Genomic DNA, 26,116 nt, shown 5'->3' with positions numbered 1-26,116 from the left:
GGAATCCGGCAGCATGCGGAAATCCCGTCATCCGGTGAATGCGATGGAGGGGTCGAGCGGGTTCTATCGTAGATAAGTGCGATGAGATTTTGGCTGGGAATTTGCCTGCTTTTGATGACCGCGTCGGTGGCTTGGAGTCAGCCAGTCGGTTTGCGGCTTTCCTCGTTCCGGCAGGATGTCGATCTCCTGAAGGACGTCGGGGCCGGGGTGCAGGAATTGCTGCCCGGCGGGCCGGTCTTGGCGGTGCCCGAGGGGAAGGTGCCGAAGGGTCCGTTGGTGCTGGAATTCGACTACTTTTCGGTCGGAGGCGCGAAGTCCTTTCACGTCCTGCCGGGGCCGCCGTTCGAGGCGAAGACCGCGATCCTGATCGAGGCGCCCGGGCACAGCGAAGTCTGGAGCAGTTATGTCAGCCGGTTGAGCGGTCTGCCCGAGGAGTGGTCGCAGTTGCGGTTCGACATCGTCCTCGAAGCCGATCGCGTGATGCGAGTCCGCAACGCGCGGATTCGCCCGGAGCGCGAGGGCGAGTTCAATGCCAGTGGCCGGCCCCGTCGATCGGTGGCGGACGAGATCCTGCGTGCCGAGCTTTCGAAAGAGTATCCTGCCTCGATCGAGGCGGTGGACGTCGGCGAGTCGACCGTGCGTGTGAGCGGAAAGGTGGGTGCGACCGAAGATGCGCCGTTGCTGGCCGACATCCCGATGGATCTGCTGCTGATGGACTCCGGGCGCTTCGAAGTCTTGGAGCCGATCTCGGTTTCCGAAGACGGGAGCTTCTCGGTCGAGTTGCCAAGGATGAGGACGCGTTCCGGTCATGCCTACGACCGGCTGACATCGCGTTGGCGGGTGGTGAAGAAGGCCGGGAACGATGTCGAGGTGTTGTCCCATGCGCGTTACGCCGAGAAGGTGGCAGCGCGGGATCCGGCACCGCCTTTGCTTGATCCGGTGAGCAAGAAAGGCCTCGGCGGTTGGAACGCCGGAGTGATTCCGGGCGAGCTCGGGACCTTGGGGATCGCGGCGGTCACGGTGAATGTGGTGGTGGACACCTTGCTGGCTCCGGTCTCGGGTCCGGGCACGCTTCCGTTCGAATGGCAGGCACGGACCTTCCACGCGAGGAAGCAGGCGCTGGAGCGCTTCGACCGGACTTTTCTCGGTGCGGCGGCGGACAACGCGATGGTGTCGGCGATCTTGCTGGTCGGGAATCCGGCGAAGGGCGATCGGCCGGGGAGCAGCGTGTTGGCACATCCGGATGCGACCCGTGAGGGCACCTTCGCCTTGGCAGACGTATCTTCGGAAGAAGGCATCGCCGCGTATGGCGGTTTGCTCAACCTGATGGCCGAGCGTTGGTCACGGGCCGACGGGAAGTTCGGTCGCGTGCATCATTGGATCGTGCACAACGAGGTGGATGCCGCGTGGGTGTGGACGAATGCCGGGGCGATCGGCGCGGTTTCCTACATGGACCTCTATCAGCGGTCGATGCGGCTGACGGATCTGATCGTCCGCCAGCATGACCCGAACGCGCGGGCCTTCATCAGCCTGACACACCATTGGGCGGAGGCGGGCACTCCGAAGTTCTACGGGTCGAAGCAGATGCTTGAGTTGCTCGCGAGCTTCGGGGCGGTGGAAGGAGACTTTCCGTGGGCCTTGGCGCACCATCCGTATCCGCAGAATCTGCGGAATCCGCGGACTTGGGAGGATCATCAGGCGAGCTTTTCGTTCGGCACGAAGAAGATCACGCCGCGCAACCTCGAGGTGCTCGATGCGTGGATGCGTCACCCGAGGATGCTCTATCAGGGTGAGCCGCGGCTCGTGCATCTCACGGAGAATGGATTCAACTCGCCCGATCTGTCGCCGAAGTCACTGACCGACCAAGCGGCGGGGATGGCGTATGCGTGGAAGAAGATGGCGCGGCTGCCGACGCTCCGGATGTGGCACTACCACAACTGGATCGACAATCCGCATGAGGGCGGGTTGCGGATCGGGCTGCGGAAGCTCCCCGGCGAGCCGACCGACCCGCGGGGTCCAAAGCCGATCTGGCATCTTTACAAGGACTTGGGAACCGATCGTGAGGACGCGGCGTGCGCGCCGTATTTGGAGACGATCGGGATCAAGGATTGGGATGAGATTCATCACGCCGGTCCGATCGAGTGATGAGCGGTGCACCCCGTCGATCATAGTCCCGGAGGGACGACGGCATTTGGCCACGGGGTTCACCCCGTGGTATCGGGGACGGCAACAGGATTGAGCCCCGCAAGGGGCGCAGGCGAAGCGGTCCGGCTCCATTGGTTGCGACTCCGCCTACGCCCCTCGCGGGGCTTGGGAATCTCACTGCGAACCGTTCCACGGGGTGAACCCCGTGGCTAAATGCCGTCGCCCCTTCGGGGCTGGATCGTGCACCGGGCTGAACTCGGTTGCCGGGCCGGGAACTTGGGGCGCGAGTGGGTTCGCGCGGTCCTTTCCTTCGTGGGCTCTACTTCTTCTGCTGGGGCTTGTTCCCGGGTGGTTTGCGTTTGGGGACGCCGATCTGGTTGGGATCGTATTTGGCCGGGTCGAAGTTGGGGTTGGGCAAGGGGCGGGCGGCGCCTGTGTCCTTGAGGAAGGTCTCGATCAGGGCGTCGAGTTGCTCGACCACATCGGGTTTCTCGGCTGCGAGGTTCTTCGTTTCTCCGATGTCGTCCTTCAGGTTGTAGAGGAGGTAACGATGCGCGCCGTCTTCGCCGTCATGGAAGATTCGGATCAGTTTCCAGTCGCCGCGCTGCACGGCTACGGAAGGAGGCAGCCAGTCGGGTACGGGCGGGTCGTGGGGGAAGTATTGGAACACCGCCTCGCGATCCAAGCTGCCACCGTTGAAAGTCGGAGTGATGTCGATGCCATCGAGCGTCTTCTGCGCCACCGGCTCGATGCCGATCCCTCTGAGAATGGTCGGGTAGAAATCCTCGCTCTGGACGATCGCGTCGCTGCGGCCGCCCGGCTTCGTCTTCCCCGGCCAGGCGATCACGCACGGCACGCGGGTGCCTCCTTCGAAGATCGTCGCTTTTCCTCCACGCAAGGGCCGGTTGCTGGTCGGGTGGTCCTGGCCGACGTAGTCGTACATGTTGCCACCGTTGTCCGATGTGAAGATGATCACGGTGTTGTCGAGGACATCGAACCGTTCCAGCGCCGCGACCAGGGTGCCGACGGCATCGTCCATGCTCTCGATCATCGCGGCGTAGGTCGGGCAGCGCTGCTCGTCGTGAGGATCCATGACCTGATCGTATTTCCTGATCAGCGCCTGCTTCGCATCGAAGGGCGCGTGTACACTAAACATCCAGTAGTTCAGGAAAAACGGCTGGTCCTTGTGTTTCGCCATCCATGCGACCGCTTCGAGCGCCATCCGGTCCTCGATGTGCTGGTCGGGGATCGCCGGATCGGGATCGAAGTCCTTGTAATTCCACGGAGCGACGAATCCACCTGACGGTCCGGGTCCGGCGAAGTGGGGGATATCGACATCAAAACCCTGCTGCAGGGGTGAGAAGGGATCGGGGCCGAGGTGCCACTTGCCGAAGTGTCCGGTCGCGTAGCCCGCGTCCTTGAGTGCCTCCGCGATGGTCCGGAACTCCGTGCGCAAGCGGCTCGCCGACGTCGGCACGGTCGACTTCTTGTGAGGTGGGCCTTTCTCGGTGGTGCTCGACTCAAGCGTGACCTGCGGCAGGTGGCATTGCGGCGCGGTGACCCCGATTCTCGCCGGGCTGATGCCGGTGAGGATCGCGGCACGGGTCGGCGAGCACAGCGGGCTCGCCGAGTAGGCGCGGGTGAAGGTCAAGCCGCGCTCGGCAAGGCGCGCGATGTGCGGCGTGCGGTAGAAGTCGGTGTGGCCGTAGAGCGAGGTGTCCGCCCAGCCGAGGTCGTCGGCGAGGATGAAGACGATGTTCGGCTTGTCAGCCGCCCGCAGCCAGACGGTCAGGCAAAGCAGGAGCAGGGTTCGGATCATGGTTCGGGCGCGGGTTGGGGAGGCATGGCAGATGGCACGTAGCGCTTGCCGCTGCCGCGGTCGCCTTGGGGTGAGTAGTGAGGACTTTTGGCGGTGGACTTCGGAGTGTAGGTCTTTCCTTGATTCTCCGATGACCACCACGCGGTCCATTGGGATGCGAGTTGTTTGACGATATCGGGACGGCTTTCGGAGATGTCGCGGCTCTCGAGAGAGTCCTTACGAGCGTCGAACAACTCCCACCCCGATCCGTCCACTTCGGCCATCGTCCAGTTTCGCGTCCGGATGGCCCGGTTGTCCATGTATTGGAAAAACATCGGGCGCTTGCGTTGCCATTCGTCGCCTTGGATCAACGGCAGAAAGGATTCGCCATCGCAGTCCGCCGCATCGAATCCCGCCGCGGCGCCCAAGGTCGGCATGAGATCGACGAAGTGGATCTCGGAGTGGTCGATCCGCCCTGCACCGGCGAGCCGTTTCGGCCAGTGGACGATGGCGCCCGTGGTCACTCCACCGGCGTGCTGGCTGATCTTGTAGAGTCGCCACGGGGTCACGCTTGCATAGGCCCAGCCCAGCCCGGGCTGGTAGTTCGAGCCGCGGTCACCGGGCAGCTTGCCCTGCTTGAGCATGGCGGCATCGACCACCGAGAAAGGGTCGGTGCCATTGTCGCTGAGGAAGACGATCAGGGTGTTGTCGAGCCGGCCGGAAGCCTGCAGAGCCTTGACCACTTCACCGACACCCCGGTCGAGACGTTCGACCATCGCGGCGAAGGTCGCCATCCGAAGGTCCTCGAGATCGCGTTGGACATCGCTGAGCGCGGACCACTCGGGGAGGTTCTCGGGGGCGGCGGGCAATTCGGCATCCGGCGCCACAACCCCGAGCTTCTTCTGCCGTGCGAAGCGTGCCTCGCGGACGGCCTGCCAGCCTTGCCGGTAATTCCCGCGATGTCGCGCGATGTCCGCCGCCGGCGCCTGCAGCGGGTTGTGCGGCGCCTGGAAACTCAGGTAGAGGAACAGCGGTTGTTCGGAGTCGGTCTTCTCCACGAAACGCACGGCCCGCTCGGCGAAGGCGTCGCTGCTGTAGAAGTCCTTGCCGAAAGCGGTGAAGGGTGCGCGATCGAGATGGTAGTCCCGGCTGCCGCCAAAGTGATCCGCGAAGCCGCCGAGAAAGCCGAAGAAGTGATCGAAGCCGTGGTCCATCGGGTGGCCGGGGAGGTGCCACTTTCCGATGAGCGCGGTCCGGTAGCCGTGGGTCTGCAGCCTTTCTGGCAGAACTTCCCGTTTCCCGAACTCCCGCTGGCCGGAGGGCCACCATTGTCCTGTTAGAAACGAAGTGCGCGAGGTCACGCACATCCCGGCATTGCGGCAGCGGGTCAGGCGGAGGCCGTTCTCCGCGAGCCGGTCGAGGGCCGGGGTGGGGATCTCTCCCCCGAAGCAGCCGGCGTCGCTGTAGCCCATGTCGTCGGCGAGGATCACGACGATGTCCGGTCGCTCGGCGGCATGGAGGCCGAGCGATGCCACGGTGGCGACAAGCAGCAGTTCGCGGATCATTGGGCGCTGCCAATCTGGCCGGGCCAGTAGCGCTCGACAAACTCGGCGTTCGAAATAAACGGCAGGGTCTCGGTGTGGCCGTCGGCGAAGAGCACGATCTGCTTCTTGCCGTGGACTTCGTCGTCCTTGCCGTCCGGCCCGCCGCGGTCGTGGTAGGCGTGGCCGCCACCTCCCAGATGATTCGGGATTCCTTCGGAACCGGCATGCCACTCGACAACCACGGCGGCCCGTGACAGGTCCTTTACGATCGAAAGCGGAACGCCAACGTTGAACGGGCGGTTCTTCCATCCGCGGAACTGTGTTCCGTTCGACCAGTTGGTGGTCCACGGAACGATCGCATAGCTACGTTTGAAGAAGTTCCGGTCGCGGTCCTTGCGGTCCTCCGGGCAGGCGAAGAGCTCGGCGGTTTGCTTCAGCGATGCCCATTCGTTGGCGTTCAACGGCTGTTGTCCGGCGAGGTCTTCGGGGCGGCCGCTGTAGCCCATGTAGGGAAGGATGGCACGGTCCCATGCCATGCCGTCGTTGCGGCCGGGCAGGCGGCGGTAGTCGCCTTCGAAGTGGGTGAGCCCGAGCCCGATCTGGCGCATGTTGTTGGTGCAGTTCGCGAGCCTCGATTTGGCCATCGCCTTGCGCGAGATGGCGAAGACGAGTGCCGCAAGCGCGGCGACGATCACGAGTACGACCAGCAGCTCGATCAGGGTGAAGCCGTGGGGTTTGCGTCGGGTCATGGGTTTCGTCGGGTTTCTTGGAGTGAAGAGCCTCATTCGAGGATCAGGTTGAAGTCGTCGAATATCGAACTGCCGGAGGACCAAGTGGTAATGCCGAACTTTCCGCCTTCGGGGACGGGTGCTCCGAGGTCGAAATCACTGTTGAAGTAGTAGACCGAACCATCGGGATCGAGGATCCGCAAGTCGACGAGCGACGAACCCTGCTGGCCGCTCACTTCGACCGTGAAGAGTGCGCCATTGGTGAACGAGCCGGTCGGGTAGTTCGGAAGGCCGTTTTCGGCGATCAGAGCCGGGTTTTGCTGGGAGCCCTGGACAACGCGAAAGAGCCTCACGTCCTTGTCCGATCCGCCGGGAGCGCTGCGTCCGTCGGCGAGCATGAACTGCCAGAAGCTGGAGCTGCCGCCGTCCGGCACAACGCCGAAGGCAACTCCGCCGGCGACACCGGTGCCGTCGAAGCCGGTCTTGACCGAGACGGTGAATTCCGCGCTGGCGGTGAGAGCGGAACCGTCATGCGTGGCGAGTGTGACCGGGCCTGCGGGCGCGTCCACCCGGCCGCTTCCGAGCGTGAAGTCGGCGTCGCTGTTGCCAGCGATGTCGAGCGTCCAATCGGCATCGTCATCCAGCGCGCCGCTCTCGCCATCGAAGTTGTCGCTGGCGGTCGGAGCCACCGGTGGGTCGATGGAAATGAATCGTTGCTCGCGGCGGGTGACTTCGGAGGCTGACTGGTTGTAGTCTTCGGTCGCGATGCGCCACTCCGCGAGCTCCCGAGCGAGCGATTTCCGAACTCCGGCGAGGGCAGGATCGCTGATCAGGTTGTCGGAGCACCACGGATCGGCATCGAGGTCGTAGAGTTCCTCCGGAGGCAGTTCTCCCTCGACCAAGATCCGCAGCAGTTCGCGTTGGGGTGTACCGGTGGCGGCGACCGTGGCGTCGTAGGCGCGGTTGTACCATGGAGATCCGCCTTGGAACTGGTCGGCATTCAGTGCCGGTCCCGGGTTGGCGAGCGTGGCGCCGGAGGCCTGACGGATATTGCGAACGTAGTAGTAGCGGCCGTCGCACACCGAGCGGGCATCGTATTTCTCATGGCAGGCACCGAGGATGGTCTTGCGGTCGCTGAATTCGGACTGCCCGCTCAGAAGAGGCCAGAGCGACTTGCCGCCCATCGATGGCGGCACGGCGATGCCGGCGAAATCGAGGAAGGTCGGCGCGAGGTCGAAGTGGCTGACCGGTGCGTCGAGGCGGCGGCTTCCGCTGACGCCGGGACCGTCGATCAGCAACGGAACCTGGAGACCGTAGATGCTCTGCTTGAAGCGGTGCAGGCCAATGCCGTGGTCGCCACTGAAGACGACCAGCGTTTCATCCAGGATGCCTTGCGCCTGCAGCGCGGCACGGACGGCGGCAAAGAGCGAGTCGACCACCTCGATTGCGCCGTAGTAGTCGGTCCAGTCCTGGCGCACGCCCGGCACGTCGGGCATCGAGTTCGGCACGACGATGGAGCTGGGGTCCACGTTGGTGACGCCGCCGTCGCCGAGCAATCCGCCGCTCGGATCCCACAGCCCGTTGGCGTTCGGGGTGTTCCGGAACGGCAGGTGGGGAGCGCCCATGTTGAAGCACAGGAAGAACGGCCGCTGGCCGGCGGCCGTCACCGTGTTGTTGATGATGTTCGTCGCGGCCGCAGGCGTGCCCGGATTGGAGTGGCCCTGATGATAGGGGAACTTGCGGACCGGTTGGACGTGGCTTTTGGAACTCACCGAGGTGTGCCAGCCCTGGTCGCGGAAGATCTCGATCAGCGTCGGCAGATCCTCGTGCACGCCGCCGAGTCCGAGCTGCGACGGGTCGGGCTCGCCGAGCGGAAAGTTGACGCCGTAGTTCGGCACATTGCGGTGGGCGCTGTTGGTGTGCGGGTAGGTGCCGGTGAAAAGCGCCATCTTGCTCGGGCTGCAGACCGGCGACAGCGCGAAGGCGCGCTCGAAGATGACGCCGCCGTTTCCGAGCGTGTCGAGATTCGGGGTTTCAAGGCCGACCGTGCCAAGGCATCCGAGGTCGGGTCCTTGGTCTTCGGTCAGGAAGAAGACGATGTTCTTCAGTGCGACCACCGGCGAGGTGCCGAGGGCGAACTCGTCGCCGTCGAGAATCGAGTCTCCGTCAAAGTCGGTGGTTGCCGAAACGTGGGTCAGGTCCGTCACGCCGTCGCCGGCATCGAAGACGATGCACCATCGCTCCCAGTCGTCGGGGAGCGAGTCGCCGTCGCTGTCGGTCGATGACAGCGGGTCGGTGCCGATTCGGAACTCGACGTCGTCCGCGACCTTGTCGCCATCGCTGTCCCAGGTCAGCGGGTCGGTGCCGAGTTCCTCCTCTTCCCGGTTGTCGAGCGCGTCGGTGTCGGAGTTGAGTGCGAAGTAGCGTGCGACTCGGTAGAACTTCTTTGCCGGATCGGCCGGGCGGGTGACGTCAGCGTTCGAGCCGTCACTCGCGGTGGCATCACCATCGCGGGTCCACTCGGAGAGGTCGCCGCTTTCCACCACCGCGTCACGCAGCCAGCGTTGGCCTTCGACGGTGAAATGATCGTTGCTGCCGTCGGTCGTCAATCCGCGCGGCCGGAAGAACGAGTCCGGATCGGTCGGGTCGGTCCATGCCCGTCCTTCGTCGCCGTTGCTCTGGCCGTCACCGTCGCTGTCGGCCTCGAGCTGCGCCGCCTCGGCCGGATACGCCGCCTCCCATACGTCGCTGATGCCGTTGTGATTGGCATCGAGCGCGCTGGCGAAGGGAAACAGGATGACGGTGAGCGGGATCAAGGCGGGCATGGCTCCGGGGGGTCCCCAAGCGGGGCGTTCGACACGGATGGATTTGGGTTTCATGGAAAGTGTCCCCGCAGAATCTGACAAGGGAACGTTTTCGGGAGAGTTTCAGAGTACAGGTGGCGCGGTTCGGCGGCGACGCAAGAACAGGAGCAGTGCTGGCGCGACGAGTGCGAGCAAGGTGGGTTCCGGGACGGCGGTCCCGATCACCCGGATGCCGGCGATCTGGAAGTTGTCATTGCCGGTGGATGTCGGCTCATGGAACAGCAGGCGCAGATTGCCGGTGCCTCCCTCGACCCACGCGAGCGTGCTGTCGGTTGCCGTCAATGATTCGCCGCTGAGATCGATCGAATAAGTCCCGAGCGGGTCCGTGCCGCCTTGGACGCTGATCGGTTGGCTGCCCAGCAGCACGGTGGAGGTATCCGGCTTGCGGTAGCCGATCTCCCAGGTGGTTCCGGTGGAGTTCGAGGCGCGGATGTCGATTTCGATCGAAGTGATCGTGTACGACTGGCCGGTGCTGGCGACCCCAAGCGCCAGGTCGATCCGGCTTGGTCCGCCGAAGGTCGAAGCCGTGTGCAGGTCCGGGTTGGTGGCGGCGGTGCCGGTGCCGTCGTAGACCCAGCTTGCCGTTCCGGCGCTGCCGCCGATCGTGGAAATCACCGGGCTTCCGGCGAAGACCGGATCGACGGTGGTGAATTGGGCGTCGGTGCTGTTGAAGCTGCCGACGGCGCCGCTGCCGGAGAAGTCGAGCTCGAGCAACGTGGCGGCGTGGGTGCTGCCCAGCGTGAGCAGTGCGGCGAGCAGATGGCGCGGAGTCATGTGGGATTCTTTCGTTGGATCAATCACTGAGCCTCGACCCTGACGAAAAGCCGGCCGTCGACGGCAGTGGCGGTGAGTTGGACGTTCACCGTTTGGAGGTCGCCACCTGTCGCGCTCTGGATGGCGCCCGAGTCTTCGGTCCATACGGAAAGGTCGGTGGACGTGAAGACCGTGTAGGTGGCGCCGGCGAGGGTCGGATTACGGCGGTTGTAGGAGAAGGTGCCTGCGGTCGTGAGCGGGCTGGCGATCGGGTTCACCGACGAGGGATCGGTTGGAACCAGTCCGAAGAGCCGCTCGGTATCGTTGTCGATCCCGTCGGCATCGAAGTCCTCGCTGGCGCCGGTGTTTGGATCGCCGGGTGTCCACGCCTGCTCGCTCGACCATTGATCGTAGTCGCTGGCTCCGGTGAGGTCGCGGTAGATCCGGATGGCCCCGATGCCGACCAGCGTGCTGATTTCGCCCGACGGGTCGAAGCGCAGGTTGGTGAGGGTGCCGGGAAGGTCGTTCTCAAAGTTGAAGCGAAGCGTGTGCGGCGATCCGTCGCTGGGAAGCGTCGGTGCGAAGAGCGCGTTGGCCCCCGAGAATCCGCCACCGTCGAGTGCCCAGAAGAGCTGCGGTGCGGTGGAGGTGCCGGGATCAGGCTCGATGTCGATTTCGATCACGACCCTGCCGCTCGGCGGCTCGGTAATGGAAAGGGTGGGTGAGGAGAGCTGGGGGTCGCCGGTCGATGCCTCGCCCCACAGTGCGCCGGAGTAGACGCCGGTGAATCCGTCATTCGGAACCTCGACGGTCTGGTTGTTCGGAGTCCAGCCTTCGAGGTCGTCGTCAGTCTCGAAGGTCCACTCCTGCGCGAGGACATACTCCGGTCCGAGTGCTGCCGGATCGAGCTCCGCGGTCGGGGGCAGGATCTCCGGTCCCTCGGAATAGATCCGCACGAAGTCGATGTTGGAAACGATGCCTGTGGTGTTCGACGGGTCCAGCCGCAGCCTGGTGATGGGCGCGTTGATGTCGTCGTCGAAAGTGATCCGGTAAACGTGCAGCGCGCCATCGTCGGCCGGTGCCGCGAGGTCGATGCGCTGGGTGGCGCCGAATGCTCCGCCACTGAGGGCGTAGAAGAGTTGTTTCGGAGTGGTGTCGCCGGGTTCGCTGACGATCCCGAGTTCCATGACGAAGCGGCCGGACTCGACATCAGGGACATTGAAGACGGGCGAGAGCCAATTGGCATCTCCGCCGGTGCTGGTGCCGGTGACCACGCTCGAGGCGATGCCTCCGGGGATGACCACATCGAACTGGCCGTTGGCCGTCCAGCCGTCCGGGTCGCCGTCGACATCCCAATCCCATTCCTGCCGGAGCGTGAACTCACCGCCGACTGCCGAGCCCGGATCGAGTTCGATGACCGGTGGCGGATTGGCCGTCTGATAGATGATGAACGAGTCGATCTCGAACGAAGTGCCGATGAGACCATTGAGCGGATCGAGGCGGATGCCCTCGACGTTCGGAGCGGTGCCGCCGGCGGTCAGGCCACCTGGATCCGCCCAGGAGAAAAGATACCAGCCATCGGTTTGGGCGGTGATGGTCGGAGTTCCGAAGCTGTTCGGCCCCGGGCCGTTGGTGGCCCCGGGCTCGCCGAACTGGGCGACGGTGTAGAACAGCGAAACGTCGCCCGGGATCATCACGTCGGACGCGTCGAAGACATCGTCGTTGTTGACGTCGGCGCGGATGCGCAGGGTCACTTCCCCGACTTGGTTTTTGGGAATTCCCAAAGCGAAATCGCTGCGGACTTGAGGATCGGCCGAGGTAGGCTCACCGGTCAGCACGCTTTCGGTGCCGCCGTCGGCCGTCGCGTAACCTTCGCTGGCAGCGAAGCTGTCGGTCAGGCGGTTGCCGAAATCGACCCAGTCGCCGTCGCCCACCAGTGCGGTGGCGGAATCGGGGTTGTAGCCGCGGGTGTTGTCGAACTCCTCTTGGAGAAGCACGACTTGGGCAGTCACGGGGGACGCGAGGCCGAGCAGAACGGCCATGGTCGGAAACGACATGGGTTGCATGGGTTATGGGGTTTGGGTTGTCGAAGAGACCTCAGGGGCGGGTTTGGAGCGGGCCGAAGGGCCGCCACCGTTCCCCAAAAGAAAGGTTTCTTATGAACGGAACTCTGGAGCTCCCGCCTGCCTCTGTCATGACGCACGATCGTGCGTCACGCAGGGAGTTCACGGCCGGGCGGTCCGGACTCGGTAGAAGGTCGCGGCACCTTGTTCGCTGTCTTCGAAGTCCAGGGCAGCGTCGGTCGCGAGCGGTCCGTGGCTCCGGAGAAGGGTCCACGTGCGGAGATTCTCGGATCTCTCGAGCCAGTAGCGGCGGCCTGCTTTGGCGTTCAGCGAGATTCGGAGGTCGTCCGGACTCAGGAGCAGACTGGTCCGGTCGGAAGCGTCGAGGGGGTCCGTGCCGCCATCGTGCTCGTCGAGATTGCTCTGACCGTCGCCGTCGGGATCGCCGTCGGCACGGCTGTCGGTATTTCCGAAATGAAGAACCTCCCACGCGTCGGGAAGCCGGTCACCGTCGGCGTCCGGGGGCGGGCCGGGATATCCGATCCGCTGCCTCGAGACGACGAAGCCGTCGAACCGAGCGTGTTCGTCCTTGGTGGCCTGCCAGATCGAACTGCTGCTTCCGCCGAAGAAGGTGCTGAAAAACATCCAGGCGATCGTGGCGTCGGCGGTCGGGGCGTCGCGAAAGTAGAAGCCCGGATAGCTCGCGGCTTTCACGCCATCGAACCAGCCCTCCATCAGGCCGTCGAATTGCCCCGGGGCGTTGAGCCGAAGCCGGAGCTCGATGTGATGCCAGCGCCCGGGGACGAGCGTGGCTTGGAAGCCTTCGGTATTCCACCAGAAGCGGTCGCCGGGGTCGTAGAGGTTGTCCGAAGGCACATGGATGTAGAACTCCACCTTGCCATTCTCGCGCCACATCAGGCGCCCGGACCACTCGTGCGTGCGGTCCTCGAACGAAACCGCACCGCCGAGCCCCGGGAGTTTTCCACCGAGAACGAAGTCGAAGTCTTCATCAAATCGAACCCAGTAGCTCATGTAGAGTTCCTCATGCGGTCCGCCGAGGTCGGTGAACCATTGGGCGCCGCTGTTGGCCGATTGCTGACCGCCTTGGGGATAGAGAACGCGCACCGACTTGCCGAAGTCTCCCGCCACGATTGACTCGTCGATCTCGACCCGGCCTTCATCGGGCCCGTTCGCCCACTTGGTACCCGGCCACAGGGGAATCCAGGTGTCGTCCGTGTGGGCGCCGGTCGGAAACGTGTCGATGTTCTCGCGAAAAACGATCGTAGGATCTTCCGGTTGGTCGAAGGTGTCGGAAACCATGTCGCCAGAAACGGACCTCAGGCGGGCGAGCGCGGCGGTGAAGGCCGCATTGTAGTCCAGCGCGACCTCGCTCTGCTGGAAATTGCTACGGTCGTCATCGTAGCTGTCGTCCGGGCCCGGACCACCGACGAGAGCTCCGTAGAGCACGTGGGTGTTGGTCACCGGATCGAGGATGTCACCGGTTTCCGATGCATGGGCCGCGCGGTGGTGCGGGTTCACCGGCGGGTTCCGGCCGAATCCGCAAACGAAACTCCGTCTGTCGGGATTGGATCCGAGAGCGTAATCGATCTGCGCCTTCGCGAACGTCGAGTAGCGGCCGTCGGGATCGGCCACATGGTCGGCGTGGACGAATGCGCAGAAGGCGGCGGTGGTGGCATAGCGGAGCGACCCCCAGGCGTCGAGGTAGGCTAGACCGCCCGGGGTGTAGGGAACCCGCGCTTCGGCGTGTCCGATGGTCCAGAAGTCGAGCCAGCGCGCGGCGTCGGCGCGATACGTTTCGCCGCCGTCGAGCACCGCCATCAGCACGTAGCAGCCGTAGCGTTTGTCGTCCCACGACAGGCCCCAGTCGTAGCTCCCGGAGATGGCGGGATAGGTGGCCTTGGCGCGGTCGAGCCACGCCGGATCACCGGTGGCGCGATACAGCCAGGCGGCCGCCCAGACGAGTTCGTCCTGATACCCGCTCCACGACCGGTAGAACGGGGCGGCGGCCGGAATCGAATCGCTGTAAACACCACGGTGCAGGTCGGCGAACTCGTAGAGGGCAGTCGCGTGATCGATGAGTTCGGCGGCTTCGGCGGGAGACTCCGGGGCGATGACCATGGCGATCGACGCAAGGGCGGCGGCGGACTCGGCGGCGAGATCGCTGCCGGGTGAAGTCGCGTCGATTTTGAAGGAAGGCCGGGCCATCACCATCGACTCGGGCGGTCCCCACCACGCGTGGTCGAGGCTGCCGTCTCCCACCTGGCCGTAAAAGACGTCGGTCGAGCCGTCGGGATTCCGAACATGGCATCGCTTGAGGTAGTCGGCACCCCAGCGGAGCACGCTACGGAGCTCATCCAGCTCGCCGCATCCCGAAAACCCGTCCGGATACTCAACGGCTCCCCACGCGAGCATGGTCATGCTGAACGCCATCGGCAGTCCGAATTTCACGTGGTCCCCGGCATCGTGGAAGCCGCCGGTGAGATCGATTCCGACGTCGGCGCCGTCGGAGAGCCCTGCGTCGCCCCGCCACGGGATGCGGAAGCCATCGGGGAGTTCGCCCGACCGCTGGGCATCGTAGAACCACAGCGACCTGCGGAGGGCATCGGCGTAGTTGAATGACTCGTCCGGTCCACCGCCGGGATCTCCGGGATCGACCGGGTCGGAGGACAATGCCTCGGCGGTGAGTGTCGATGGCGGGCCCGTTCCATTGTCCGGATCGACGATCAACCCGAAGGTGGTCGACTCGCCGGCTGCAAGTGAGCCGTTGTAGCTCAGGTTGCGGATCGCGAAGTCGAAGCTGTCCGGATCGCTCTCGCCACTCTCGACTTCGGCCTTCCACAGGGATCGGATCGGTCCGCCGAGCTGCATCCGGACGCGCCAACCGCTGATGGGTGAGGCAGAGTCGTTGGTGACCGTGACGGTGGCTTTGTAGGAATCTCCGTAGTCGTCATCCAGCGAGATGCTCGCGGTCTGGGCGAGCGCGGGAGTGAGAAAAACGGCCGCCAAGGCGATCGTGATGGGTTTTCTGAGGTCGGAGGACACGGGGAGCGCGGGCTGGCGTGGCGGAAACGGTATTTATAAGTCCGCTGGGCTAGGTTCGACAGGGACGGCACCGGGGTCACGACGCATGATCGTGTGTCACGATGGCGATACCAGTGGGCGATGCGGGAGATCGGCGACGCTAAGAATAGTTGAGCCGAACCGTTTCAACCTTCAGCCCGCCCGAGATGATGAAGACACTACTCCTTGCACCGATGCTGGTCGCGGTCGCCGCCGCGAATCCGATTGCCGTGTATCCTACCATCAAGATCGCCGAGAATTGCGTGGTGACGGTGGGTGAGAAAGAGGCGTGGGTGGTTTGTGAAGTGACGTATCGGCAGGGTAACGCGGGCGGTGGGATTGATCCCGGGCAAATGGTGATTCAGGTGCCGGTATTTGTTCCCGAAGGAACGGACAAAGCGGCGTTGCCGGGCATGATCAAGGCGCGTCTGGAGACGAAGGCGGACGGCGTTCTTGAACCGCAGTCGTATGGCGAGCCTTTGGATGCGATCGAACTGTGGCGGGTTGAAACCAAAGATGTGGACCAGAAGCACATTGATAAGGCCCGGCTAAGGCCCTCCGAGGATCCTTTCGCGCCGAACGCCGGCTTGGAGTACCGGCCTCCGGTGCTGCCGATGAGTCTGCTCAAGGCTTTCGGAGGCACTCGGTTGGTCGACGCCGGATTTTCGATCCCGCCGTCACCCGATCGCGAGTTCACCATCAAGGTGACCTACACGCAGCCGCTTCATGAAGGACGCTTCGTCTATTTGCCGCAGTTCGAGGACGGCGCGCGTCAGAGGGACGAGGCCAAGTTCAAAATCATCATTGCGCCGGAGGGAGAAACGGAGGTGAAGCCGAGCGGTGTGGGAGCGGAAGGGAAGGTGAAGAACGACGGCAAGATCGTTTATATGCCGGAGCACGGGGTGCCGATCGCGGTGGATGTGGTCGGTAAGGGTGACAGTCGGCCGTAGGGTTGTGGCGGAGTTCGCCTGCGCCCCTCCGGGGCTTGGGATCCATCGGGATTGCCATTCCCCGGGGTGAACCCCGGGGCTAAGTGCCTTCGCCCCTTCGGGGCTGTGATGACGTGCGCGGGCCAATGAGGAGAGCGGCTTTTCAAGCCGCGGCATCAGGCTGCGGCATCGGGTTGCAGCATTGCGCCGAAGCATTCGGGCGCAGTATTGGAGCACTTTCCGAAATGTCCTAGCCGCCCGGAAGCGAATGGCGACCACCGATTTCAAATAGCAATGGGAACTGCTAGTGAACCGCGAAGATCGCGAAAGACTGCGAAAGACTGCGAAATCCAGAGGCAGGAAATCATTTCAGATTTCGCGATCTTCGCGGTTCAATTTCTTCATTCAGATCAAAGAAACGCCTACAGAATACAGCAAATTGCTATAGGTCGGGCGCTCGAATGGCGGGGCGGCTTAAAAAGCCGCTCTCCTCAACGGGATCACGAGAAGTCCAGCAGGCCGCGGCGGATGGCGGCGCTGACGGCGGCGGGCAGGCTGTGGACGTGGAGCTTGTCGAAGGCCCGGCGGAGATAGCCGGAGACCGAGTGCAGGCTGATTCCGAGTTCGTCGGCGACCTGCTGCTTGGTGAGACCGCGGGCGACGAGTTGAAGCACCTCTTTTTCGCGGGGCGCGAGACTCTCTTCCTCGGCGATCGGTCGCAGTTTCTGGAAAGTGTCGAGCAGCATGCCGGCGATCTGGGGGTCGAGCGGAGTGCCGCCACCGACGACTTCGTTCAGGGTCTGCAGGAGGCGCATCGGGGAGCCCGCTTTCACGAGGTAGCCATGCGCGCCTGCCTCCAGTGCGGCGAAGACTTTGGCGCGGTCGGTGAAGGCGGTGAGGATGATCACGCGCGCCTCCGGAAGTTTCTCGCGCAGTTTGCCGATCCCTTCGATCCCGCCCATCGCCGGCAGGCCGAGGTCGAGCAGAATGATGTCGGCACCGAGTCCGGCATCGATCGCCTCGAAGGCGTCCTCGAGATTCGAGAACTCGCCGACGCATCGGTAGTCGCCGGTCGCGTCGAGCGTCTTGCGGATCGTCTGGCGGTAAACCGCGTGGTCCTCGATCAGAAGAATCTGCTGGGCGTTCACGGGGCGTCGTCGGGTTTCGAAGGATAGGGGACCGGTTCCGGGGCCGATCCCTGCGAGCGCGGCACGAAGCGCAAGCTGACCGTGGTTCCTTCCCCCGGCAAGGTCCGGATGTCGACGCGGCCACCCAGCTTCTCTGCCCTTTGCCGCAACGCACGCAGCGACGCGGGCTGCTCGAGGGTCTGCGGGTCGATGCCCCGGCCGTCGTCGGTGATCCGCAGCACAAGCGCATCGCCGTCCCGGCCGACCTCGATCTCGACCTTCGATGCGTCGGCGTGGCGGCGGATGTTGTGCAGTGCCTCGCGGAAGAAGAGCACGAGGTGCCGTCCGTCCTGATCGCCGAGCGACCAGTCCCTGAAATCGGCGGTCAGTTTCCACTCGAGCGGTTCGAGGAGGATCGCCGCGCTTTCCCTCAGGTGATCGATCGTCGAAACGCGCGAGCCGGGTGTCGGATGGAGCAGCCAGACGATGTCGCGCACCGAGGTCACGGTCTCGGCCGCGACCCGGTGGATGAGCTCGAGTTCCTCCTCGGGCGTGCCCTTCGTCCGCGCGAGGGCGGTGAGCATCTGGATGCTGCCGAGGTTGGTGCCGACGTCGTCGTGGAGGTCGCCAGCGATGCGCTCGCGAATGCGCCGGACCTGCCGCTTCTCACGCAGGCGGTAACGGATCGGCAGCACCACCGCGGCGCAGACCGCGAGGAGCCCGACGATCGACAGCAGCCCGATGGTTCCGCTTCGCCAGCGGCTCTCCAACTCGACCATTCGTTGGGAGATTTGCAGCCGACGGGTTTCCAGCTTCAGTCGATGCGACAGGGCCTCTAGCCAGGCACGATGCGTGAGGATCGGCCCGGAGGGTCCGTGATCATCGGTGATGCCTTCGCGGGTCCAGAAACGTGTGCCGTGGGCGCGGATGGGTTCGGTCTGTTCGGTGGTAATCACGGCCGCGCCGACCGCCAGGTTGGTCTCGTCCTTCAGTACCTGGATTTCGCTGAGGGCGAGGAAGGCCGGGTAGTAAGTGAATGGCTTCCAGAGCTCGGTGGCCCTCAGGCGGACGAAGCGCGCGTCGGTTTCTCGGAAACGCAGGGTCACCGGGTTATGGCCGACGTTCACCAAACCGACTTCGCTGCGGTCGATGACGGCCTGGTAGCTGTCGTCTTCACCCGTTTCCGAGACCTCGATCCGGAAGCGTTGAGGAATCCCGAATCCGGGGAAGTCCTCGATCGACGGTCGCAACGCGGGGAACATCCGGACGCCGTCAATTTGCCGCGACTGGCCGAGGTCGATGACGATATCCACCTGCTCTTCGGCCTCGTCCCTGCCGAGCGAGATCCAACCGGGCGAGGGTGGTTGCTCGTTGGGAGAAATGACGCCCTCCGGAATGCCCAGCGGGGTCCGTTCGTCATGCAGCAGCTCAGGGCTCCAGTAGGACGAGTGCTGGGTCAACTTGGTGCTTTCGATCTCGATGCGGGCGAGCGGCGCGACGTTGCGAGCGCCGGAAAAACAGAAGATCTCCGAGAGCGCGACCAGCGGAAGGGATGGGGCTCCTTCGGGGATCGGCCGGAGCCGGGAGATGTGGAGGGTCAGTTCGGTCGCGGGGAAAGGTTCAGCCAGCGAGTCTGCAATCGGGTGGCCCACGTGGGCGGCGTTCGCGCTCATCGCCCGATGTGCCGCAACCTCCATGCTGAGGCCATCCGTACCGCGGAGTGTCAGATCGAAGTCGTCGGGAAAGCCGTAGTTCGCTTCCAATCCGCCGGCATCGAACTTCCGGGCGGGCACCAGCACGACCCGGTCGATGTCCTGCGGCTCGTCCCACTGCAGGCGGATGGTGAAGTCGACCTCGCGGGTGAGCAGTGCGTCGTCGGTCGGGAACGAGTGCAGGAAAGCGCGTCGGTCGCCGAGGTCGTCCAGCGGGATCGGCGGCAGGGCGGCAAGTTCGTTGTCGATCGCCTCCACCTCGGACCGGAGCTGTTTCCACTCCGACGAAAACCGGCTGGCGATCGTCTCCTCGGCGGCGATGGGCGAGATCCAAACCGCCCCGATGAGGCCGAGCGAGAGGGCAATGGCTCTGTCGCGGCGTGGCGTCATGGGGTGCGACTCATGCCGACGCCGTTCCGCTCGACTCGCGCGGAACGAAGTGGGTGTCGAAGACCGACCGCTGGGGCGGCTCCTCGCTGCCTTCGATCCGCGCCATGAGGAACTCGAGCGCTTTGGACATCATCGCCTCATGGGGTTGGGCGACGGTGGAAAGCGACACCGCAAGCTGCTCACCGAGCGGGATGCCGTCGATGCCGACCACCGAGATGTCCTGCGGCACGCGCAATCCGGCATCGGTCGCAGCGCGCATCACGCCGATGGCGGTCAGGTCGTTCAGTGTGAGCACCGCGGTCGGCCGCGGGTCGGATGCGAGCAGGGTGTCGCCGGCTTCGCGTGCCTCGGCGACGCTGGGGCCGCAGTTGAAATTCGTCAGGCTGGCCCCGTCGAGCTTCGCCACCATTTCCTCGAAAAGTGCCGGGCGCTTGCCGACCCGCTGGCCTTCGGATCGGGCGGCGACGAACGCGAAGCGGCGGTGGCCCTGGGCGTAAAGGTTCTCGGCGGCCTCGCGCAGGCCGGTCTCGAAGTTCGGCATCACGAGGTCGACCGGCACCTCGCCCGCGCCGGGCATGGCCAGCGCCACCAGCGGCACGCCGGATTCGGCCTGCTGCTCGAGAATCGCGCGGTGCGAATCGATGTCGCTGACAAAGGCCACCACGCCGTCGACGTTGCGGTCCGAAAAGTCGCGAAGCAGCTTCTTCTCCCGCTCAAGGTCGGTCCGCCAGCTTTCGATGACGAGGTCATAGCCGAGTGCCTCGACCTGCTGGCCGAGGATCGAGGCGGTGTGGGTGAAGTAGGGATTGTTGAGATCGGCCACCAGCAGGCCGATCGTTTCGAAGCGGCCCGACTGCAAGGCGACCGCCGCGCGGTTCGGCCGGTAGCCGAGCTCCTTGGCAGCGGCGAAAACCCGCTCCTGGGTTTCCTTCGAGGCCCACGAATTCGGTCGGCGGTTGAGGATGGTCGAAGCCGTGTTGACCGCCACGCCGGCCCGCTCGGCCACATCCTTCAGGCGGACCCGTTTCTTCGGGGCGGGGGAGTTCGGTCGGAGGCTCTTCATGGGGATAGGGGCCTCAAGCCTGCCCTCCCGAGGCGCCTCACAAAAGCGTTTTCCGCTTCATATGAAACGTTTCATGTTCTGGCTTGACCGAAACGGTCGGATTGGGGATTTTCGGCTCCCACCATCCTAACAAACCCATCATGTCCGAACAGGAACACGCTGTCACGGAGGAGTTCGAACGCACGCCCGTGCCGAATTCCGCCCTCAAGGGCCCCGGAAAATTCTGGGGCATGTATGCCGGAGAACACGCCGCGGGCACCGAGTTCATGATCGGGCCACTGTTCCTGCTCAGCGGGGTGGCGTTGAAGGATATCTTCCTCGGTCTGCTCGTCGGCAACCTCCTTGCCGTGCTCTGCTGGCGGTACGTCTGCGCGCCGATTGCCGTGCGGGCGCGGATGACGCTCTACTACCACCTCGAGAAGATCGCCGGTGGCGGTTTGGTGAAATTCTACAACCTCGCGAACGGGGTGCTGTTCTGCTTCCTCGCCGGCGCGATGATCACGGTCTCGGCGACGGCGGTCGGGATTCCGTTCAACATCGAGATGCCGACGATCGAGTCGGTCTATCCGAACAACGCCGCCTTCGTCATCATCGTGCTGCTGGTCGGTGCGGTCATCGCGATGGTCGCGGCCAAGGGCTACGACCTCGTCGCGCGCTTTGCCAACGTGGCTTCCCCATGGATGGTGCTGGTCTTTCTCGCCTGCGGATTCGTCGCGCTGAAACAGATCGGTGCCGCCAACTGGGAAGGACTCAACACGATCTGGAACGAATCGATCACGATCGCCCAAGAGGGCAAGAACCAGAGTACGATGGGCTTCTGGTCGGTCGCGCTCTTCGCATGGTTCTGCAACTCCGCGATGCACATCGGCATGGCCGACCTCTCGGTGTTCCGATATGCCCGCAAGCCGTCTTCCGGTTGGGCTGCCGCCGGCGGCATGTATGTCGGCCACTACATGGCGTGGATTGCCGCCGCCTTCATGCTCGCCGCCCAGATTCAGGCGACGGGTGACTCAAATCCGGTCCCAGGCCCGATGGCTGCCAACGTCGCCGGTCTTGCCGGCATCGTCTGCGTGGTGGTCGCTGGCTGGACCACCGCCAATCCGACGATCTACCGAGCCGGTCTCGCGTTCCAAGCGATGATTCCGGGTTCGTCACGAACGGCGATGACCCTGGTTGCGGGCATCGTGGCGACGGTCGCCGGTGTCTTTCCCGCCTTCGCGTGGAAGCTGCTCGGCTTCGTCGGATTCTACGGCACGGTTCTCGCTCCGATGGGGGCCGTGATTTTCGCCGACTGGTACTTCGCCAAGAAGGCCGGCTTCATGCCCTTTGCCGCCGAGGGCCGGCGGTCGTCTTTCAATCTGGCAGTTGCCTTCGCATGGCTCATCCCGGTCTCGATCGCAACCTACCTGATCAAGGTCGAGGGCATCGCCTCCTGGTTCTGCATCCTGCCGTGCTGGATCGCCACCGCCATCCTCCACGTCATCTTCAGCAAAATCTTCCACAAACCCGCCACCGCCTGAACCCATGAGAAAGATCCTACCCATCATCGCCCTCGTCGGCCTGGCGCTGACGATCCTGCCGCCGCTGGTTCACCTTCTTGGCAGTCTTCCGCTCAAGATGACCTTCATCCTGATGACCGTCGGAATGGTGGTCTGGTTCGGCGCCGCCACACCGTGGCTCGGACGCAAGGACCTCCGGCCGTCCGATACGGAAGTGCAGATCTGAAGATTTGCTCATCCCAACCGATCTCTCGGCACCCATGTACGATTCCGCCCGTGAACAATACGCCGCTTTCGGCGTCGACACCGAGGCCGCTCTCGAGCGGCTCGCCCGCATCCCCGTTTCCATCCACTGCTGGCAAGGTGACGACGTCGGCGGCTTCGAGAATCCCGACGGCCAGCTCGGCTCCGGTCTCGCGGTCACCGGGAACTATCCCGGCAAGGCACGCACGCCCGACGAACTCCGCGCCGACCTCGAGAAGGCCCTGTCACTGATCCCGGGAAGCCATCGGCTCAACCTGCACGCGATCTACCTAGAGACGGACACCAAGGTGGAGCGCGACGCGATCGAGACGCGACACTTCCAAGGCTGGATCGACTGGTGCAAGTCGCAGGGGATCGGCCTCGATTTCAACCCTTCGTGCTTCGCCCATCCGAAGGCCGACAGCGGGCTGACGCTATCGTCGCCCGACGCCGGCATCCGCCAGTTCTGGATCGATCACTGCAAGGCCTGCCGCGTGATCGCCAACGACATGGGCGAACAGCTCGGCGACAAGACGGTGACCAACATCTGGGTGCCCGACGGATACAAGGACACGCCGGCCGACCGCGTCGCGCCGCGGCAGCGGCTGAAGGACTCGCTCGACGAAATCCTAGCTTTCGACACGCCGCACAACCTCGATGCGGTCGAGTCGAAGCTTTTCGGGATCGGCTCGGAAGCCTTCGTCACCGGATCTCACGAGTTCTACATGGGCTATGCGATCCAGAAGCAGATCCTGCTCTGCCTTGATGCGGGCCATTTCCATCCGACCGAGATGATTTCGGAAAAGATCAGCTCGTGCCTGCTCTACCTGCCCGAGCTGCTGCTCCATGTGTCGCGTGGCGTGCGCTGGGACTCGGATCATGTGGTGACCTTCAACGACGAGCTGTTGGCGATCGCCCGCGAAATCGTCGCCAACCGCTTCGAGGACCGGGTGCACATCGGCCTCGATTTCTTCGACGCCTCGATCAATCGCGTCGCGGCGTGGACGATCGGTGTGCGCAACACCCTGCGAGCCCTGCTCGCCGGGTTGCTCGAGCCGACCGACAAGGTGCGCGCGGCCGAGCTTGAGGGCGACTACACGACGCGTCTCGCGCTGATGGAGGAAGCCAAGACCTATCCGATCGGAGCGGTCTGGGACGAGTTCTGCCGCCGCAACGACGTCCCGGTCGGCCCGGCGTGGCTCGACGTGGTCCGTGACTACGAAGCGACGACCCTCTCGAAGCGATGAAATGGCTCATCCCGCTTTGCGCGGCGACTCTGGCGCTGGAGGCCCACACCACCACGGGCCTGAAGATCGAGCACCGGGTCCATCCCTACGGTCTCGATGATCCGAATCCGCGGATGTCGTGGCGCCTTGAGGGCGACGCGGAAGGTCTCGCGCAGACGGCTTTCCAGATTCTGGTGGCTACTTCGCAGGACAAGCTGGAGGCCGGTGAAGCTGACCTGTGGGACAGTGGCAAAACGGAAGGCAGGGCCAGTCACGCCCGCTATGAAGGCAAGGATCTGCCTTCATCCGCGCCGGTCTACTGGAAAGCTCGTAGCTGGGCAGGCGGGGAGGCGTCCGAATGGAGCGCGGCGACGCGCTTCGTCACCGGTCGAATCGACGGTGAGCCGACCGCGAAGTACATTTCCTTCAAGGACGAGCGCTCCTTCCACACCAAGCGCAACGAGCTGTATCTTCCGGCGCCGCGGTACTACCGCAAGACGTTCAAGCCGGAGAAGAAAGTGGTGCGGGCGGTTGCCCATGCATCGGCGCTCGGCATTTACGAACTCAAGCTCAACGGCATGAAGGCCGGCGACGCGTGGTTCGCGCCGGGATGGACGAACTACCGCAAGCGCGCTTACTACAACACCTACGACGTCACCAAGCTTCTCGCCCGCGGTGAGAACGTGATCGGTGCGGTGGTGGCCGACGGCTGGTACTCGGGCTACCTCGCCTACGGCAAGCTGGTCGGCTATGGCCCGCACCGGACGGGGCGCGACATTTACGGCAAGACCCCGGCGTTGATGGTCGAGATCCACCTGACCTACGACGACGGTAGTAGCGAAGTCGTCGCCACCGATGGCTCCTGGAAGGTCACGACCGGCCCCGAATTCGAGGCCGACTTCCTGATGGGTGAGGGCTACGACGCGCGCAAGGAGATGATCGGATGGGCAGCCAAGGGTTTCGATGATTCGGAGTGGGAGTCCGCGGTGCTCGCGAGCTCGAACGGGTCGGTAAAGCAGCCGTTCTTCGACAAGTTCGGCAAGGAGGTTCAGGAATTCGGGTTCATCCGCCCTCCGGTGCTGCAGGCCTATCCCGCGCAGCCGGTGCGCACCATCGAGGAACTGGAAGCGGTCGCGATCACCGAGCCGAGCGAGGGAGTTTACATTTTCGATCTCGGTCAGAACTTCGCCGGCAACGTCCGGCTCAAGTTGCTCGGCAAGTCAGGTCAGAAGATCACGCTGCGCTACGGCGAGATGCTGCATCCCGACGGGCGGCTGATGACCGAGAACCTCCGCGCCGCCCGCGCGACCGATACCTACATCTGCAAGGGCGACCGTGAGGGCGAGATTTGGACGCCGCGCTTCACCTTCCACGGCTTCCGCTACGTTGAGGTCACGGGGTGTTCGCAGAAGCCGCCGCTCGACGCGATCACCGGACTGGTCCTGCACTCGGACACGCCGATGGCGTCCGGCTTCGAATGCTCCGATCCGGTCGTCAACCAGATCTTCCGTAACGCCGTCTGGACCCAGCGTGCGAACTGGATCGACCTGCCAACCGATTGTCCGCAGCGCGACGAGCGCATGGGCTGGACCGGCGACGCGCAGATCTACGCCGCCTCCGCCGCGATCCACGCCGATGTCGGCGCGTTCTTCCGCAAGTGGCTGCGCGAGTTGGAGGATTCCGTGACCAAGGAAGGCTACTATCCGTCGTACGCGCCCTATCCCTTCGGTCATGGCAAGGCGATTCACGGCTCGGCGTGGTCGGATGCCGGCGTGATCGTTCCGCACGCGGTCTGGAAGGCGACCGGTGACCCGCAGTTTTTCACGAATCACTGGGCGGCGATGACCCGCTTCATGGACGCGCGGATGGCTCAGGACCCGCTGCTCAAGGGAACGGCCTTCGGCGCGCCTTGGGGCGATTGGCTGAACCTCGACGACCCGACGCCTCACGAGTATGTCGAGCTCGCTTACTTCACGCTGTCAGCCCTCCTGATGTCGGAAATGGCGTCGGCGCAGGGGCTAGCCGAGCAAGTGAAGAAGTACGACCGGTGGGTGGCGATGATGCGGGAGAACTTTCGCAAGCAGTACCTTCAGCCTGACGGCACGATCCGGCCCGAATCGCAGTCGGCCTACGTGCTGGCTCTCGATTGTGGCTTGCTCGATGATCCGGCCGCACGGAAGAAGGCGGGAGACCGGCTGGCGGCGCTGGTCGGCGAGCGGTCCGGTCCGAACGCGACCGGGATGACGACCGGCTTCCTTGGCACGAAACCGCTGCTGCCGATGCTGACCGCCACCGGTCACCATGACCTCGCCGTTTCGCTGCTCCAGTCCCGCAAGTATCCCTCGTGGGGCTACGAGGTGAAGAACGGCGCGACGACCATCTGGGAACGCTGGAATTCCTACACCGCCGAGCACGGCTTCGGTGGCCCGAACGGCACGATGAACGCCGCGATGAACTCGTTCTCGCACTACGCGTTCGGAGCGGTGACCGAGTGGATGGTCGAGACGCTTGCCGGCATCGCTCCTGCGGAGCCCGGCTACTCGAAGATCCGTTTGCATCCCCATTTCCCCAGTGCCGACGCCGTGTCGGAGACCGACACCATCTCATGGGTCAAGGCGCATCACGACTCGCCCCATGGCCGCATCGCCGTGAGCTGGAAACGTCAGGAGGACGGCAGCCTGCTTTACGAAGCGACCGTTCCGCCCAACACCACCGCGGAGCTGACCCTTCCGGCCGTGTCGCCGTGGAAGCAAGCGGACGCCAAGCCGGAAACCCGGACGCTTGCTCCGGGTAGCCACAAGATTGTCGTCGAGTAGCAGCCCATTCAGGCGGGCGACTGTGGTTCGTAGTTCCCCGTTTACGGGGTCTAGGGATGGACGTGATTCGGATCGACAGGCTGTGAGAAGACGGTCCGACTTTTCGAGCCGTGCCAAAGACCCCCTGAAGGGGGA

16 protein-coding genes are annotated in these 26,116 nt (G+C 64.2%); 6 read left to right on the top strand and 10 right to left on the bottom strand.

The window, feature by feature from the left end:
* Positions 1-81 precede the first annotated feature (81 nt).
* Positions 82-2,145, top strand: coding sequence for a DUF5722 domain-containing protein (locus tag HAHE_RS07765; protein ID WP_338689933.1), 2,064 nt, complete (start codon positions 82-84; stop codon positions 2,143-2,145).
* A 319-nt stretch (positions 2,146-2,464) separates the two neighbouring features.
* On the opposite strand, the gene HAHE_RS07760 is transcribed toward HAHE_RS07765, so the two are convergent.
* The 7 genes from HAHE_RS07760 to HAHE_RS07730 all read right to left on the bottom strand — a co-directional run bounded on the left by HAHE_RS07760 (position 2,465) and on the right by HAHE_RS07730 (position 14,958).
* The gene (locus HAHE_RS07760; protein ID WP_338689931.1) at positions 2,465-3,964 is read right to left on the bottom strand and encodes a sulfatase; all 1,500 of its coding nucleotides are present in this window, start codon (positions 3,962-3,964) and stop codon (positions 2,465-2,467) included.
* Positions 3,961-5,508: a sulfatase-like hydrolase/transferase gene (locus HAHE_RS07755; RefSeq protein WP_338689929.1), complete on the bottom strand. Its 1,548-nt coding sequence runs from the start codon at positions 5,506-5,508 to the stop codon at positions 3,961-3,963. The genes HAHE_RS07760 and HAHE_RS07755 overlap by 4 nt, the downstream gene beginning before the upstream one ends.
* A complete protein-coding gene (locus HAHE_RS07750; protein WP_338689927.1) occupies positions 5,505-6,236 on the bottom strand; it encodes a type II secretion system protein in 732 nt (243 codons plus the stop codon). Before HAHE_RS07750 ends, HAHE_RS07755 begins: the two co-directional genes overlap by 4 nt.
* A gap of 32 nt (positions 6,237-6,268) precedes the next feature.
* Positions 6,269-9,040, bottom strand: coding sequence for a sulfatase family protein (locus HAHE_RS07745; RefSeq protein WP_338689925.1), 2,772 nt, complete (start codon positions 9,038-9,040; stop codon positions 6,269-6,271).
* Between the two features lie 102 nt (positions 9,041-9,142).
* Complete coding sequence (locus tag HAHE_RS07740; RefSeq protein ID WP_338689923.1) at positions 9,143-9,853, bottom strand: hypothetical protein; 711 nt, start codon at positions 9,851-9,853, stop codon at positions 9,143-9,145.
* Between the two features lie 23 nt (positions 9,854-9,876).
* Positions 9,877-11,889, bottom strand: a complete 2,013-nt coding sequence (locus HAHE_RS07735; protein WP_338689922.1) for a hypothetical protein — start codon at positions 11,887-11,889, stop codon at positions 9,877-9,879.
* Positions 11,890-12,057: 168 nt separating this feature from the next.
* Positions 12,058-14,958, bottom strand: a complete 2,901-nt coding sequence (locus HAHE_RS07730) for a glycoside hydrolase family 9 protein (RefSeq protein ID WP_338689921.1) — start codon at positions 14,956-14,958, stop codon at positions 12,058-12,060.
* 185 nt (positions 14,959-15,143) lie between these two features.
* On the opposite strand from HAHE_RS07730, the gene HAHE_RS07725 reads away from it, so the two are divergent.
* A complete protein-coding gene (locus tag HAHE_RS07725; RefSeq protein WP_338689920.1) occupies positions 15,144-15,926 on the top strand; it encodes a hypothetical protein in 783 nt (260 codons plus the stop codon).
* A 479-nt stretch (positions 15,927-16,405) separates the two neighbouring features.
* Here HAHE_RS07725 and HAHE_RS07720 read toward each other — a convergent pair whose 3' ends face one another.
* The 3 genes from HAHE_RS07720 to HAHE_RS07710 are packed head-to-tail and all read right to left on the bottom strand — an operon-like array spanning position 16,406 to position 20,197.
* Positions 16,406-17,053: a response regulator transcription factor gene (locus HAHE_RS07720; protein WP_338689918.1), complete on the bottom strand. Its 648-nt coding sequence runs from the start codon at positions 17,051-17,053 to the stop codon at positions 16,406-16,408.
* Positions 17,050-19,134, bottom strand: a complete 2,085-nt coding sequence (locus tag HAHE_RS07715; protein WP_338689916.1) for an ATP-binding protein — start codon at positions 19,132-19,134, stop codon at positions 17,050-17,052. Before HAHE_RS07715 ends, HAHE_RS07720 begins: the two co-directional genes overlap by 4 nt.
* 10 nt (positions 19,135-19,144) lie before the next feature.
* Positions 19,145-20,197 carry a LacI family DNA-binding transcriptional regulator gene (locus HAHE_RS07710; RefSeq protein WP_338689914.1) on the bottom strand — a complete coding sequence of 351 codons (1,053 nt, stop codon included), beginning with the start codon at positions 20,195-20,197 and terminating at the stop codon, positions 19,145-19,147.
* A gap of 140 nt (positions 20,198-20,337) precedes the next feature.
* Here HAHE_RS07710 and HAHE_RS07705 point away from each other — a divergent pair, with 140 nt between their 5' ends.
* Genes HAHE_RS07705 through HAHE_RS07690 form a run of 4 tightly spaced genes read left to right on the top strand, consistent with a single transcriptional unit; the run spans position 20,338 to position 25,981 of the window.
* Positions 20,338-21,717 carry a hypothetical protein gene (locus HAHE_RS07705; RefSeq protein ID WP_338689913.1) on the top strand — a complete coding sequence of 460 codons (1,380 nt, stop codon included), beginning with the start codon at positions 20,338-20,340 and terminating at the stop codon, positions 21,715-21,717.
* Between the two features lie 4 nt (positions 21,718-21,721).
* Positions 21,722-21,922 (top strand): hypothetical protein, encoded by a 201-nt coding sequence (locus tag HAHE_RS07700; RefSeq protein ID WP_338689911.1) that lies wholly within the window; start codon positions 21,722-21,724, stop codon positions 21,920-21,922.
* A gap of 34 nt (positions 21,923-21,956) precedes the next feature.
* Positions 21,957-23,186 (top strand): L-rhamnose isomerase, encoded by a 1,230-nt coding sequence (locus tag HAHE_RS07695; RefSeq protein ID WP_338689909.1) that lies wholly within the window; start codon positions 21,957-21,959, stop codon positions 23,184-23,186.
* Complete coding sequence (locus tag HAHE_RS07690; protein WP_338689907.1) at positions 23,183-25,981, top strand: family 78 glycoside hydrolase catalytic domain; 2,799 nt, start codon at positions 23,183-23,185, stop codon at positions 25,979-25,981. The genes HAHE_RS07695 and HAHE_RS07690 overlap by 4 nt, the downstream gene beginning before the upstream one ends.
* Positions 25,982-26,116 lie beyond the last annotated feature (135 nt).

This window comes from Haloferula helveola (genome assembly GCF_037076345.1).
GTDB classification, from domain to species: Bacteria; Verrucomicrobiota; Verrucomicrobiia; order Verrucomicrobiales; family Akkermansiaceae; genus Haloferula; species Haloferula helveola.
The sequence above is the reverse complement of the archived record's forward strand: the minus strand, read 5'-3'. Positions and strand labels throughout refer to the sequence as shown.